The sequence below is a fragment of the Mesobaculum littorinae genome, from assembly GCF_004011175.1.
Lineage (GTDB): Bacteria > Pseudomonadota > Alphaproteobacteria > Rhodobacterales > Rhodobacteraceae > Tranquillimonas > Tranquillimonas littorinae.
In genome coordinates, this window is the sequence record NZ_RQXX01000001.1 from 736,826 (window position 1) to 750,033 (window position 13,208).

The 13,208-nt window shown below is 68.6% G+C and carries 14 protein-coding genes and 1 tRNA gene; 2 read left to right on the plus strand and 13 right to left on the minus strand.

Annotated elements, in window-relative coordinates:
- Window positions 1–54 precede the first annotated feature (54 nt).
- From EKE94_RS03410 to EKE94_RS03425, 4 genes are all read right to left on the minus strand, one after another.
- Complete coding sequence (locus EKE94_RS03410; RefSeq protein ID WP_127905179.1) at window positions 55–1,335, minus strand: HlyC/CorC family transporter; 1,281 nt, start codon at window positions 1,333–1,335, stop codon at window positions 55–57.
- Between the two features lie 57 nt (window positions 1,336–1,392).
- On the minus strand, window positions 1,393–2,250 hold the full coding sequence (locus EKE94_RS03415) for a lysophospholipid acyltransferase family protein (RefSeq protein WP_127905180.1): 858 nt from the start codon (window positions 2,248–2,250) through the stop codon (window positions 1,393–1,395).
- A gap of 13 nt (window positions 2,251–2,263) precedes the next feature.
- Entirely contained in the window at window positions 2,264–3,040 is a 777-nt protein-coding gene (locus tag EKE94_RS03420; RefSeq protein ID WP_127905460.1) for a GNAT family N-acetyltransferase, read from the minus strand.
- Window positions 3,041–3,211: 171 nt separating this feature from the next.
- A complete protein-coding gene (locus EKE94_RS03425) occupies window positions 3,212–3,394 on the minus strand; it encodes a DUF3553 domain-containing protein (RefSeq protein WP_127905181.1) in 183 nt (60 codons plus the stop codon).
- 128 nt (window positions 3,395–3,522) lie between these two features.
- On the opposite strand from EKE94_RS03425, the gene EKE94_RS03430 reads away from it, so the two are divergent.
- Complete coding sequence (locus EKE94_RS03430) at window positions 3,523–4,029, plus strand: histidine phosphotransferase family protein (RefSeq protein ID WP_235855880.1); 507 nt, start codon at window positions 3,523–3,525, stop codon at window positions 4,027–4,029.
- On the opposite strand, the gene EKE94_RS03435 is transcribed toward EKE94_RS03430, so the two are convergent.
- The 9 genes from EKE94_RS03435 to EKE94_RS03475 all read right to left on the minus strand — a co-directional run bounded on the left by EKE94_RS03435 (window position 4,019) and on the right by EKE94_RS03475 (window position 12,856).
- Entirely contained in the window at window positions 4,019–5,284 is a 1,266-nt protein-coding gene (locus EKE94_RS03435) for a glutamate-5-semialdehyde dehydrogenase (RefSeq protein WP_127905183.1), read from the minus strand. The two genes, EKE94_RS03430 and EKE94_RS03435, sit on opposite strands and share 11 nt — an antisense overlap.
- A 65-nt stretch (window positions 5,285–5,349) precedes the next feature.
- On the minus strand, window positions 5,350–6,483 hold the full coding sequence (gene proB / locus EKE94_RS03440; protein ID WP_127905184.1) for a glutamate 5-kinase: 1,134 nt from the start codon (window positions 6,481–6,483) through the stop codon (window positions 5,350–5,352).
- Window positions 6,471–7,523, minus strand: coding sequence for a GTPase ObgE (gene obgE, locus EKE94_RS03445; protein WP_127905185.1), 1,053 nt, complete (start codon window positions 7,521–7,523; stop codon window positions 6,471–6,473). Before obgE ends, proB begins: the two co-directional genes overlap by 13 nt.
- Window positions 7,520–8,563, minus strand: a complete 1,044-nt coding sequence (locus EKE94_RS03450; protein WP_164870807.1) for a GNAT family N-acetyltransferase — start codon at window positions 8,561–8,563, stop codon at window positions 7,520–7,522. Before EKE94_RS03450 ends, obgE begins: the two co-directional genes overlap by 4 nt.
- A 4-nt stretch (window positions 8,564–8,567) precedes the next feature.
- A complete protein-coding gene (locus EKE94_RS03455; RefSeq protein ID WP_127905187.1) occupies window positions 8,568–9,107 on the minus strand; it encodes a GNAT family N-acetyltransferase in 540 nt (179 codons plus the stop codon).
- A 543-nt stretch (window positions 9,108–9,650) separates the two neighbouring features.
- A complete protein-coding gene (rpmA, locus tag EKE94_RS03460) occupies window positions 9,651–9,920 on the minus strand; it encodes a 50S ribosomal protein L27 (RefSeq protein ID WP_127905188.1) in 270 nt (89 codons plus the stop codon).
- 27 nt (window positions 9,921–9,947) lie between these two features.
- Window positions 9,948–10,649: a 50S ribosomal protein L21 gene (locus EKE94_RS03465; protein WP_127905189.1), complete on the minus strand. Its 702-nt coding sequence runs from the start codon at window positions 10,647–10,649 to the stop codon at window positions 9,948–9,950.
- Window positions 10,650–10,878: 229 nt separating this feature from the next.
- Complete coding sequence (locus EKE94_RS03470) at window positions 10,879–11,958, minus strand: hypothetical protein (RefSeq protein WP_127905190.1); 1,080 nt, start codon at window positions 11,956–11,958, stop codon at window positions 10,879–10,881.
- A gap of 49 nt (window positions 11,959–12,007) precedes the next feature.
- Window positions 12,008–12,856: a DUF2059 domain-containing protein gene (locus EKE94_RS03475; protein WP_127905191.1), complete on the minus strand. Its 849-nt coding sequence runs from the start codon at window positions 12,854–12,856 to the stop codon at window positions 12,008–12,010.
- 154 nt (window positions 12,857–13,010) lie between these two features.
- On the opposite strand from EKE94_RS03475, the gene EKE94_RS03480 reads away from it, so the two are divergent.
- Window positions 13,011–13,100 (plus strand) — tRNA-Ser (locus EKE94_RS03480).
- Window positions 13,101–13,208: the final 108 nt, after the last annotated feature.

A 13,208-nucleotide genomic window follows, 5' to 3' on the forward strand; every position in this document is an offset into this window, starting at 1 on the left:
ACCTCCGCGCCCGACCGTCCTTTGAATGGAGAACGACCGATCCGCGGCCGCCCGTCAGAGCGGGCGGATCTTCAGGCGGGCTATGCGGTTGTCCTTGCGGCTGAGCACCTCGAACCGGAAGCCGTGAAACGAAAAGACCTGCCCCTGCAGCGGGATCGTCTGGGCTTCGTGGATCACCAGCCCGGCCACGGTATTCGCTTCGTCATCGGGCAGGTTCCAATCGGTCGCACGGTTAAAATCGCGGATCGTCATGCCGCCGTCGACCACATAGTCGCCGGTGTCCGACCGGCGCAGCGGGCGGCCGCCGTCGACGTCGAACTCGTCGGTGATCTCGCCCACGATCTCTTCCAAGATGTCTTCGAGCGTGATCAGCCCCTGCAGCGCGCCGTACTCGTCCACGACCATCGCGAAATGTGTGTGGCGCCGCAGGAACTGGCGCATCTGGTCGTCCAGCGTTGTCGTCTCGGGCACGAAATAGGGCTTCATCGCCACGGCGAGGATGTCGAAGGCCTTGGCCGGAGCCTCATCGCCCGACTTCTTGAACATCGCGCGCAGGAGATCCTTGGCGTGGATCACGCCGATAATGTTCTCGTGGCGCTCGCGGTAGACCGGCAGGCGCGTGTGCGGCGAGCGCAGGCACTGCTCCAGCACTTCTTCGGCAGGCATGTCGGCGTCGATCATCTCGATCTGGCTGCGGTGGAGCATGATCTCTTCGACCGTCCGGTCGCCCAGGTCCAGCGCGCCCAGGATGCGGTCGCGATCCTCCTTCTCGACCACGCCCTCGGAATGGCCCAGGTGCAGGGCGCCCGCGATCTCGTCCCGAACGGCAAGGATCTGGGTGTCAGGATCGGTGCGCACACCGAAAAGGCGCAGCACCCCCCGGACCAGCGCCCGCACGGCGCTGACGATGGGCGAAAACACCGTGATGATGACCCGGATCGGACCTGAGACGCCCGCCGCCGCGGTTTCTGCGTTGGTGATGGCATAGGTCTTGGGCAGCACCTCGGCGAAGATCAGCACCAGCAGGGTCATCACCAGCGTCGCCAGCGCCACGCCGGAATCGCCGAACACCCGGGTGAAGAGCGCGGTGGCGAGCGATGTGGCCAGGATGTTGACCAGGTTGTTGCCCAGCAGGACCGAGCCGATCAAGCGTTCGTTGTCCTCGGTGATGTCGAGGGCGCGCTGCGCGCCCTTCGACCCCTTGTCGGCCTGGGCGCGCAGCTTGCCGCGGGAGGCGGCGGTCAGCGCGGTCTCGGATCCCGAGAAGAAGGCCGACAGGACCAAAAGGACGATGATCGCGCCGGCGGTCAGCCAGAAGGCTATGTCTAGGGGCAAGGTATGGGTCCGTTCGAGAGCATGAAGTTCGGGAAAGTTATGGGGCGCGACGTTGGGTTAGGCAAGGCGCCCGGTGTCGGGCCCCGGCGCGGGGTCGGCTGCGGCAAAGCCCCGGGCCACGGCCTGCCCCGTCGCCCGCGCCAGCGCCTTGCGGTCGGGCATGCGGGCCACGGCGACCGGGGGGTGGTAGGTCAGCACGACCCGCCCCTGACGCGGCGCGGCCAGAAGTTTCAGCATGTGGGAGCCGAAATCCATGTCGCCCCACCAGGCATAGAACCGCGGCGGCGCGGCATCGGGGGCGATGTAGCGCAGGCTGACGGGCTGGATATCGAGGACCGGCGCCAGATCCTCGGTCACGAAGGCGGCGAAGAGCGTGGATTTGAAGGGCAGCACCCGCTGCCCGTCGGTCGAGGTACCCTCGGGGAAGAACATCAGCCGGTGCCCGGCCCGCAGCCGATCCTCGAAGAGGCGGCGCTGCGCCTGCGCCTCGCGCGGGTCGCGGCGGATGAAGACGGTGCCCGTGGCGCGCGCCAGCCAGCCGATCCCGGGCCAGTCGCGGACCTCGGCCTTCGACACGAAATACACCCGGTCCGCGGCGTTCAGCACGAAGATGTCCAGCCACGAGCCATGGTTGGCCACCGCCGCGCCGCGCCCGGCAAGCCGGTGCCCGTGCCGCACCACGCGCAGGCCCAGGATGGCGAGTGCGCCGCGGCAGACGCCCTGGGTTATATAGGGCGTCACCGGGCGGCGCAGGCCGAAGATCGGCCGTTCGACCACCCGCAGCACAAGAAGCAGGACCAGGCCGCACAGGATCAGCAGGACCATGGCGCCGCCGCGCGCCACGATGCGCGCCCAGCCGGCCACGCCCGGGGCGGGGACGGGGTCTGGTGGCGTGTCGGAATGCCATGTCTGCATCGGTCGTCCGGCCTTAGCCCCGGCCGCGCAGATAGAGGTCGCGCTGCCGCAGGTTCACGGTGCGGGTGTCCATCACCAGGCAGATGTCGGTGGTGTTGAAGGCGTGGTCGATATAGGCGCCCTCGCCCACCACGCCCCCCAGTCGCAGGTATCCCTTGATCAGCGCCGGCACCGCGCGCGCGGCGGCGACCCTGTCGAGCGTCGCCTCGGGCTGCAGGTCCATCGGCTGGAACGCGCGCGACCGCACACGCAGGTCTGGCGGCGCAAGATGGCGGTGGTGAAGGTAGCTGAGCGATGGCGCCAGCGCGGCGATATCGGTCCCGTGGAAAGACGCCACGCCGAAAAGTACTTCGATCTCGTGCCGGGCCACGTAGTCCGCGAGCGCGTTCCAAAGATGCATCATCGCCGTCCCGCCGCGATAATCGGCATGCAGGCAGGAGCGTCCCAGTTCCAGCAGCCGCCGCCCCCCGGCGCGCAGGGGCGCGAGGTCGTATTCCGCCTCGGAGTAGAAGCCCCCCGTCTCGGCCGCCCGGTCACTCGGCAGCAGGCGGTAGACGCCCACCACATGGTCGCCCGGGGCGCGGTTCTCGTCGATCAGCAGAAGGTGGTCGAAGACGGGATCGAAGCGGTCGCGTTCGCGCCGGGCCTCGTGGTCGACAAGCGGACCATCGCCCCCCAGCTCGGTGACGAAGACATCGTAGCGCAGCCGTTCCGCCGCTGCGAGATCGGGCCCGGAACGGACGATGCGCAGGCTGAAACGAGGCTCGGTAGGGTTCGGGCGGGACCGCATCCGGTTCATGACGGGCCCAGCTTGTAGGCAGCCACGCCTGCGTTGGCAAGCGACCCGCGCAAACTTCCGCCGGTTCGCGACGCGTCCCCGGGCATCGCCGCCACGGCATCCCGGCATTGACAGAATTTTAATAATTTCGCGAGAATTGGTTAACCCGCGATACGCGAAAACTCAGGAGTCGAAGACCGGCATGAGAGCAACCCTGTTTCCATCGATCACGACCTTGCCGGCGTGTTCGAACATCACGGTGACCTTGCCGCCGATGTTCGATTGCACCTGTCCCAGGCCCCAGTCGGCCTCTTGCGGGTGGCGGACCAGCATTCCGGGTTCCAGCATCGCATTCAGATCGGTCATCGGGTCCGGTCTTTCCAAGTCCTGGGGGCGCAATGGCCAATGATTTTCCCGCGTTGATCGGATCGCGCATCTGTCACGACTTGATCAGCCCCCTCGGGGCGATAAGCAACGGCCTGGAACTGCTCGAGATGAGCGGTATTGCCATGACGCCCGAGATGTCGCTGATCACGGATTCCGTCAAGGATGCGAATGCGCGGATCCGGTTCTTTCGCGTCGCCTTCGGCTCGGCCGGGGCGGGGCAGATGATCGCGCTGCGCGAAATCCGATCGATCCTCGACGATGTTCATGGCCGGACCAAGGTGGACTGGCAGGCCGATGCCGACATGACGCGCGCCGAGGCAAAGCTGGCTTTCCTGCTGATACTGTGTCTCGAATCCTCGATGCCCCGCGGAGGCACCATCACCTTGCGTCGGGACGAAACCACCTGGCGGTTCTACGCCAAGGGAGACCGGATGGCGCCGAAACCCTCGCTCTGGGCCCTGGCGGCGGCGATCCAGCCTTCCCCCCAGGGCGATCCCGAGGACGAGGTCAGCCCGGGCGATGTGCACTTCGCCCTGGCCGGTCACGCGGCCGAGGCCGCGGGCGCGCGTCCCGCGGCATTGCTGGGCGATGCGCTGATCGAGGTCAGCTTCTGACCGCGCCCTCGCCGCGCACGACGTATTTGAAACTGGTCAGCTGCTCGGCCCCCACGGGGCCGCGCGCGTGCATCTTTCCCGTCGCAATGCCGATCTCGGCGCCCATCCCGAACTCGCCGCCATCGGCGAACTGGGTCGAGGCGTTGACCATCAGGATGGCGCTGTCGAGTTCGCGCGTGAAACGGTCCGCGGCGGCGGTATCCTCGGTCACGATAGCCTCGGTATGGGACGAGCCGTAGCGGCGGATATGGTCTATCGCGGCGTCGAGATCGTCGACCACGCGGGCCGCCACGATCATTTCGAGGTATTCGCGGCCCCAGTCATCCTCCTGCGCGGGAATGACGCCGTCGATCCCGGCCAGCGTGTCGTCGCCGCGCACCTCGACACCCGCATCGATCAGCGCGCGAATTACGCCCTGCCCGATGGTATCGGCGATGTCGCGGTGGATCAGCAGGCATTCGACCGCGCCGCAGACGCCCGTGCGCCGCGTCTTGGCATTCATCACCACGCGCAGCGCCTTTTCCGGGTCGGCGGCGGCGTCGAGGTAGATGTGCACGATGCCTTCGAGATGGGCGAAGACCGGCACCCGCGCGTCGGCCTGCACCCGGCCGACCAGCCCCTTGCCGCCGCGGGGCACGATCACGTCGATATGCTGCGTCATCGTCAGCATCTCGCCCACCGCGGCGCGGTCGGTCACGGGGACCAGCTGGATTGCATCCTCGGGCAGGCCCGCGGCTGCGAGCCCCTGGATCAGGCAGGCGTGGATCGCGCGGGATGAGTGAAAGCTCTCCGACCCGCCGCGCAGGATCACCGCGTTGCCCGCCTTGACGCAAAGCGCGCCCGCGTCGGCGGTGACGTTGGGGCGGGATTCGTAGATCACGCCGATGACGCCCAGGGGCGTGCGCACCCGCTGGATATGCAGGCCGCTGGGCTGATCCCACTCGGTCAGAACCGCCCCCACCGGATCGGCCTGGGCCGCGATGTTGCGCAGACCGGCGGCCATGGCCGCCACGCGCTGCCGGTCCAGCCGCAGCCGGTCCAGCATCGCGGGCGTCAGGCCCTTGTCCTCGGCGGCGGCGACATCGCGGGCATTGGCATCGAGGATCGCCGGCACCTCGGCCTCGATCGCGCCGGCAGCGGCGGTCAGCGCCGCCTGCTTGTCGGCCGGGCTCGCCGTGGCAAGCCGCTGGGCCGCGGCACGGGCGCGGCGGCCGATCTGCTCCATCAGGGCGGGGATATCGTCGAGGTCGGTCATGGCAATGCCCTTTCCGGGGGCTCTGGGAGGTGTGACATGTCAGGTGGGGCGGGCCCCGGCGTAAATCAAACCGCCATGTCGTCGCGGTGGATCAGCGCAGCGCGGCCCGGATAGCCCAGCGTCGGCTCGATGTCGCGGCTATGGCGGCCCTGGATCGCGCGGGTTTCATCGGCCGTGTACCGCACGAGGCCCTTGCCCAGCGTGACGCCTGCCAGATCGATGATGCTGACCGGGTCGCCGCGCCCGAAATCGCCGCGCACGCGCGAGATGCCGGCGGGCAGCAGGGATTTTCCGTGGCGCAAGGCCTCGGCCGCGCCGTCGTCGACGACCAGTTCGCCGCGCGGTTTCATCGCCGCGATCCAGCGCTTGCGCGCGGCCTGCGGATCCTCCTTGGCCAGGAACCATGTCGCAGGCGCGCCCTGCCCCATCGCAGCGAGCGGCCGCAGCGCCGACCCTTCGGTGATCGCCAGGGCGCAGCCCGCGCCGGTCGCCGTCTTGGCGGCCAGGAGCTTCGTCTTCATCCCGCCCTTCGACAGGCCCGATGTCGCCTCACCGGCCATCGCCTCGATCTCGGGCGTGATGTCCGACACCACGTCGTAGCGCCGGGCGCCGGGGTCCGAGCGGGGATCGGCCGAGTAGAAGCCATCGACATCCGACAGCAGCACCAGCTGATCGGCGCCCACTGTCACCGCCACCTGTGCCGCCAGCCGGTCATTGTCGCCGAAGCGAATCTCGTCGGTGGCCACGGTGTCGTTTTCGTTGACGATGGGAATCACGCCCATCCGCAGAAGCTGGCTGAGCGTCGCGCGGGAATTGAGGTAGCGGCGGCGATCGGCGCTGTCCTCAAGCGTCACCAGGACCTGTCCGGTCACGAGGCCATGGGGTTCCAGCGCCTCTTCGTAGGCGCGGGCCAGCCGGATCTGTCCCACCGCCGCGGCGGCCTGGCTCTGTTCCAGCGCCAGGGGCCCGGGCGCGAGGCCCAGGACACCGCGCCCCAGCGCGATCGACCCCGAGGACACCAGAACGACATCGGTGCCGCGCGCGCGGATCTCGGCCACGTCCTGAGCGAGGGCCCTCAGCCAGTCGCGGCGCAGATCCCCCGTCGCACGGTCGACCAGCAGCGCCGAGCCGATCTTGACAACCAGGCGCTGCGCCGCCTCGAGGCGCGGCCGCGTTTCGGCTGCGGTCAGGGTGTCCATCCGGTCTCTCCCGCCTCCCCGAGCTCGGCCTCCTCTTCGGCCTTGCGGCGCACCCGGTCGTCGCCGATCTGCGCGCGCAGGGCCCGCAGCACCTCGGCCACGCCTTCGCCCGACACGCCGGACATGCACATGACGGGGCCCGCAACCTCGGCCAGCTCGGCGGCCAGCGCCTCGCGCATCTCTTCGTCCATCGCGTCGACCTTGTTCAGGACCGTCACCCGCGGCTTGTCGGCCAGGGCGCCGCCATAGGCGTCGAGCTCGTCGATGATGGTCTGCCAGTCGGCAACGATATCCTGCGCCGTGCCGTCGACAAGATGCAGCAGCACGGCGCAGCGTTCGACATGGCCCAGGAACTGGTCGCCCAGGCCACGCCCCTCGCTCGCACCCTCGATCAGGCCGGGGATGTCGGCGATGACGAACTCCGCATCATCCACGCCCACGACACCAAGGTTGGGGTGCAGGGTGGTGAAGGGGTAATCGGCAATCTTGGGCCGCGCATTCGACGTGGCGGCGAGGAACGTCGACTTGCCCGCGTTGGGCAGACCCAGAAGACCCGCGTCGGCGATCAGCTTCAGCCGTAGCCACAACGTCCGTTCCACACCCGGCTGGCCGGGATTGGCTCGCCGCGGCGCCTGGTTGGTCGAGGACTTGAACCGCAGGTTGCCCCAGCCGCCATTGCCGCCCTCGGCCAGTAGGATCCGGTCGCCTGGCGTGGCGAGGTCGGCGATCACGGTCTCTTCGTCCTCGTCCAGGATCTCGGTCCCCGCGGGGACCCGCAGCACGATGTCCGAGCCCTGGGCCCCGGTGCGCTGCTTGCCCATTCCGGGGGTGCCGTTCTTGGCGAAGAAATGCTGCTGGTAGCGGAAATCGATGAGCGTGTTCAGCCCCTCGACCGCTTCGGCCCAGACGTCGCCGCCGCTGCCGCCGTCGCCGCCGTCAGGCCCGCCGTATTCGATGTATTTTTCACGCCGAAAGCTGGTGCAGCCTGCGCCGCCCGAGCCCGAGCGGATGTAGACCTTGGCGAGATCGAGAAATTTCATGGCACCTGCCTCAGGGAATTCCGGTCCAGCCGATAAAGAAGATTGCGCGCCGGCTCAAGCCGCGCGGCCGACAGGGCCATCTCTTCGCCCGTGCGAACGAAGCCCAGCTTGCCCAGCACCCGGCCCGATCCGGGATTGTCGGCGAAATGTCCGGCCGTCACCGCGGGCAGGTCGAAGCGGTCCATCACGTCGGCGACGAAGGCTCCGACCGCCTCGGTCGCGAAACCGCGCCCCCAGTGACGGGGCCCCAGGAAATAGGCCAGATCCGGCGCCGCGCCGGCACGCAGGGGCCCGAGGCCCAGCGACCCGATCACCTGTCCGCGACGGCAGATTGCCAGCCGGAACCCGGGGCGGCCGCGGTAGGGCGCGGCACGGATCCAGTCGCGCACCTCGGCGGCGGGCCAGGGCGTGCGCAGCGAGGCCATCATCGGGGCAACGCGGGGATCGGCACCCAGGCGTTGCAGGGCCCGCCAGTCGCGCAGCCGAAGACTGCGCAACGTCAGCCGCGGCGTCTCCAGCCGGTAGCTGCGGCGCGATTGCCAGCGCGCCCGGGTCAGCACCATCTGCGGCGCGTCCAGGCGCTGCGCCAGCGGGCGCGAGGTCGTGGGCGCGACGCCCGACTGTACGAATCCAAGCTTGGTCAGCACGTGGGCCGAACGGTCGTTGCCCGGCAGGTAGCCAGCCACGAGCGGCGCGGCCCCGCGGCGCGCGAACCACGCATCCACGAGGTGATCGCCCGCCTCGGTCAGGTAGCCCATGCCCCAGGCGTCGCGCGCCAGCCAATAGCCCAGCTCGCCGTTCAGCGAAATGACGCCGCGCAGCCCGGTCGCATCGCAGATGGCCCAGGCCCGGCCGGGCGCCGCGATCGGGCTGGCCAGGTAGTCCCGCGCGAGGCCGGGGTCATAGGGATAGGGCACGGAGGACAGCCACCGCGCGACGTCGTAGTTTCCAATCCCGTGTACGATCGCCTCGGCGTCGTCCGGTCCAAGCGGCCGCAGCGTCAGGCGCGGGGTCGAAATGAAGGAGGCGACCCCGGTCATCACGTCAATCCAGTTTAAGCGAGTAGGTCCAGGTCGCGACCCGGCCGCCGCGCGCGACCGAATAGGCCTCGGCATCGCCGATATAGTCGAAGCCCGCGTTGGTCAGAACCCGGGCGGGCACCGGATTGTCCTGGAACACCTCGGCAAAGAGCGTGCGCGCGCCATGCGGGTTGGCTGCGATCAGCGCCCGCACCGCGTCCGATGCCAGCCCGGTATTCCAGAACACCGGAGCGACCCAGTAGCTGATCTGAGACTGCTCGCGCTCCATCCGCTCCAGCCCGACGACGCCCAGAACCTCGGAGAGGCCCGCGGCGCTGCCGTCCATGACCCAGACATCCTCGGACCGGTCGGGGCTTTGGGCGCGGGCGATGAAATGCTCGGTCGCGCCGGGGGGCAACGGGTGCGGGATCGACCGCGATCCGCGCGCCACGCGTTCGTCGCTGGTGTAAAGCTTCAGCAGACCGGCATCCGACCGGCGGACCGGGCGCAGCACGAACCGTTCGCTTTCGATCTCGGGCTGGTTCGTGATCGTGTCGATCTTCATGGCGTCTTTCCTCCTCCAAAGCGCCCAAGGACCGGTGCGGTGTCCGGCCCCCCTGCCCCCGCCGGCGCCTTCGCCACGGAGACGTGCGGACCCCTCCCGGATCCGCTGTGACCCGCCAACAAGGTGCAGACGGCCAGAGTGACCGCCGCGGGCAGCGTCACGGCGGAAACAGACGCACCCAGAAGCCCGAGGATCTCGGGCTGCGACAGCGACACCGCCGCTGCGCCCGGCGCCTGCGGCCAAAGCCCGTCAGGGCACCGCAGGGACGGCAGCCGCCCGGCGAAGCGCCCCGCAAGGGGGCCTGTCGCGCGCTGCCGCAACCGCGCAGCCGAGGCCCGAATCCGCGCACCCGCGTCGCGCCCGGCCCCCAAGGGCCGGCCAGCGGGGCCAGGATGCGTGTCGAAGATGACGGACGCATGTGCGGCGTCGCTTCGATCTGCATGTCGGGTCATCTCTGCCCTTTCGCGATTGCGACCGCGTAAACGAGAAAGGGGACCGGCAGCCTGCCGATCCCCTCACGATCTGAAACCTTCGAGGTTCGGCTTACTCAGCGGCCTCCGCCACCGGGAGAACCGAAATGAAGGTGCGGCCCTTGAGGCCCTTGCGGAAGGTCACGTGGCCTTCCGAGGTGGCGAAGATGGTGTGATCCTTGCCCAGACCGACGCCTTCGCCCGGCCACCACTTGGTGCCGCGCTGACGCACGATGATGTTGCCGGGGATGACGGATTCGCCACCGAATTTCTTGACGCCGAGACGGCGGCCTGCAGAGTCGCGCCCGTTGCGCGAGGAACCGCCAGCTTTCTTGTGTGCCATGTCGTTTCTCCTTGCTTCGCGGTGCGGTTATTCCGAGCCGAGCGTCTTGGCTTGCTCGGCCCAGCCTGCGACCTTGCCGCGGGCGGGAAGTGTTTCTTCCATATAGGCGATTTCCGCCTCGGACCAAGCAGCGATCTGGTCGAAATGATAGACGCCGGCCTCGTTCAGCGTGGTGACCATCTTCGGCCCGACGCCCGACAGCTTTTTCAGATCGTCGGCCGATCCGTCGCGCGGCTCGCTCAGCAGGTTGCCGGGCTTGGCGCCGGTGGGGGCGTCTTCGGCCTTGGCCTTGGCTTCACCGGTGGTGACGCGCTTCGACATCTCCGCCTGGTCGGCCTTATTCTTGGCATAACGCGCAGGCTCGCCAGCGCCGCCGGGGACGGAGCCGGCGCCAAGCGCGGCCTTCACGCCGCTGTCGGCGGCACCCTTTTCCAGGATGTCGGTCACGCGCAGAAGCGTCAGCTGCTGGCGGTGGCCCTTGGTGCGCTGCGACGAATGCTTCCGGCGACGCTTGACGTAGTGGATGACCTTTTCGCCCTTGATCTGCTCAATCACCTCGGCCTGCACGCCCGCGCCGTCGACGAGGGGGGTGCCGATCGTGGAGCCGACCATGAGCACGTCATTGAACTGGACTGTTTCGCCAGCGGCGGCCGCGAGTTTCTCGACGCGGAGGATATCCCCCGACTGAACCCGGTATTGCTTGCCGCCGGTCTTGAGGACCGCAAACATGTCGTCTTCCTTTTTATCTTCGCGTCGCTGTGGCCCCCGACCTGAGCGGGCGTTTCGGGCCGGGTCACCGGCCGCCTCGGACTGCGCGCCCTTCCTGGGGCGGAATCAAAATAGCTACCTGTTCCGGTCGCCCGGAAAGGTCCGGGGCTTATCGGGGGTCTGCGGCCCGCTGTCAAGCCTTGTGGCGCAGGGTGACACTCATCTGCCACGCCCGCTGCGGGGGTCCCGCTTAGCTGGCGCCCAGCCTTTCTTCGATCACCTCGGCCGCGCGGTCGAGGTTAACGTCCACCGCGCCGAACCGGTCCTTGAGCGCCGTCGCCGCGGCCGACCCTGCCTCGGGCCGTGCCAGAAGCTCGGTGAAGGCCGCGACACCGTCTACCTGCGGCAGGTCGGCCAGAAGATCCTGCGTATTGTCGAGGATGGCTGTCGGGCGGTCGGCATAGATCGCGTCCAGCACCGCGGTCGAGGGCGTGGTCACCACCAGATCGGACAGCGCGATCAGGTCGTCGAAGGTGGCGCCGCGAAACGGGCCGGAATCAAAGCTCGCGACGTGCACGTTGGGGTATTCCGCGGCCAGAACCTCGTCTCCGCTGGCGACGTCGGCGCGCGTACGCCCGCGCTTGGGGCGCAACAGGAACGTGGTGTCGGGGTGGGCGGCCGCGACGCGGGCCAGCATGCCGTGCGGGGCGGTGTCGCCCACGTCCGCCAGCCGCAGCCCGTCGGCCCGCCATTTATGCGCCACCAGCACGATCGGGCCACCGCCCAGATCGGCGCGGCCGGGCAGGCCCGGATGCGGGGCCAGCACCGGATGCTTGGGAAACCCGATGCGCCGGGCATGGGTGCGGGTCTCGGGCAGCAGGGCCGAACGCGGGCCGTCGGGATCGTCCCAGACAAGCAGCCGGTCGGCGTAGTACGGGCGCGGCGTTTTGCCATCGCGCGTCACGACGCCGGGCTGGAAAAGGCCGTGCTGCAGGAAGATACCGGGCCGCCCTGCCCTGACCATCGCCTGTTCGCGGATCCGCGTGGCCTTTGGCAGCGCGACGGGGTCGGTATGCGACATCACCGCCGTGGCGCGCAGGACGTCCAGCGCGCACCCGACCTTGTGCCGCAACGTGCCGTCGCGGCGCAGGATCACCCCGGTACCGGACAGCGCCTGTGCCACACGCGGCACCGTCTGACGCAGGCGCGGACCGAGGCTCGCCTCGACCCGGACCCGTCCACGCTGGCCCAGCCGCCCCAGGATCGGGGCGGCAACTTCCCAGAAGACGAGATCCGAGATCGAGACGTACAGAAGCGGCGTATGTGTCATGGCCCGACTTTTGCCATCCCCGGCGGACGAGCGGAAGGCCGTCCGGCCCTCAGATGTCCTGGCCGGCCATGAACTCGGCGGCACTTTGGCCGAGATTGCGCGAGATATCCGCGTACATCACGTCGAACGCCGCAAAGAGCGCATGGTTCAGCGCAGTGCCCGGGTCGGTCTGCGACAGCTCGGTGTAGCGCTCCAGCTCTTCGTCGCTGAGCGGTTCGTAGGCAAGGCCAAGATAGGCATAGAGCCATTCTATGGTCTCGGCGCGGATCTCGGGCTCCTGCGTCCAGACATCGCGCAGCATGTCGTCCTCGGTCATCTCGCCGGGCAGCGCCTGCCCCTGCGCGAGACCGTCGTAGAACGCGTAGTTGGAATTCAGCGCGCCGACGACATTGAGCTCGATCAGGTCATTGGCCTCGATGAACCGGTCAAGCTGTTCGACACGGGGCGCGGTCTGGTCGCGCAGGTCGCGCGCGGCCTCCTCCGCCGCGGCCTCGACATCGTCGTCCAGCATGGCGCGGCGGGCGTCCAGTTCCAGACCGACCACGCGGCCGCCGAACTCTGATTCGTAGAATTCCAGCAGTTCGGGCGCCGCGACGCTCTCCATCTCTTCGGCGAAGGCGGCGCGCATCACCTCCTCCATCCGGTCGGGGGCGTAGACGGCGCTTACGACATCCTCCCACGCGGCGGGATCGCGCGAGGGGAACAGATCTTCGCGCAGCGTCTCGGCATAGTTCCGGCCCTCATCCGACATCAGCTGGATCACCTGCGGCATGTCGAGCGCCTGATAAAGGCGGTCGATTTCCGCAGGCGACGCGGCCAGCGCGGCGCCGGGCAGAGACGTGCTGGCCAAGGCGAGGGCGAGGACGGCGAGGGAGGGGCCGGTGGGGGCGCGGCGCATGGGAAAGGCTCCGTGGCAATGGGGGCTGACTGACGGCAACCTATGCTGTCGCACGCTGCTGCCAAGGCCCCGTAACGTAAACCGGCGAGATGCCGCAGGAAAAGTGGTTGCGCCCGTCGCGCCGGTTATTTATGTCCCCCGCCAGACCCTTCGCGGAGAGGTGCCGGAGTGGTCGAACGGGGCGGTTTCGAAAACCGTTGATCCTGCAAGGGATCCCAGGGTTCGAATCCCTGTCTCTCCGCCACTTACCGCTATGGCGGCAAGGGGGCTTGGGCCAGCCCGGTCAGCGCAAGATGCGCCGGGCACGCCCATGGAATTATCGTGACATTCCTATTGAACAACCTGTCGAGGG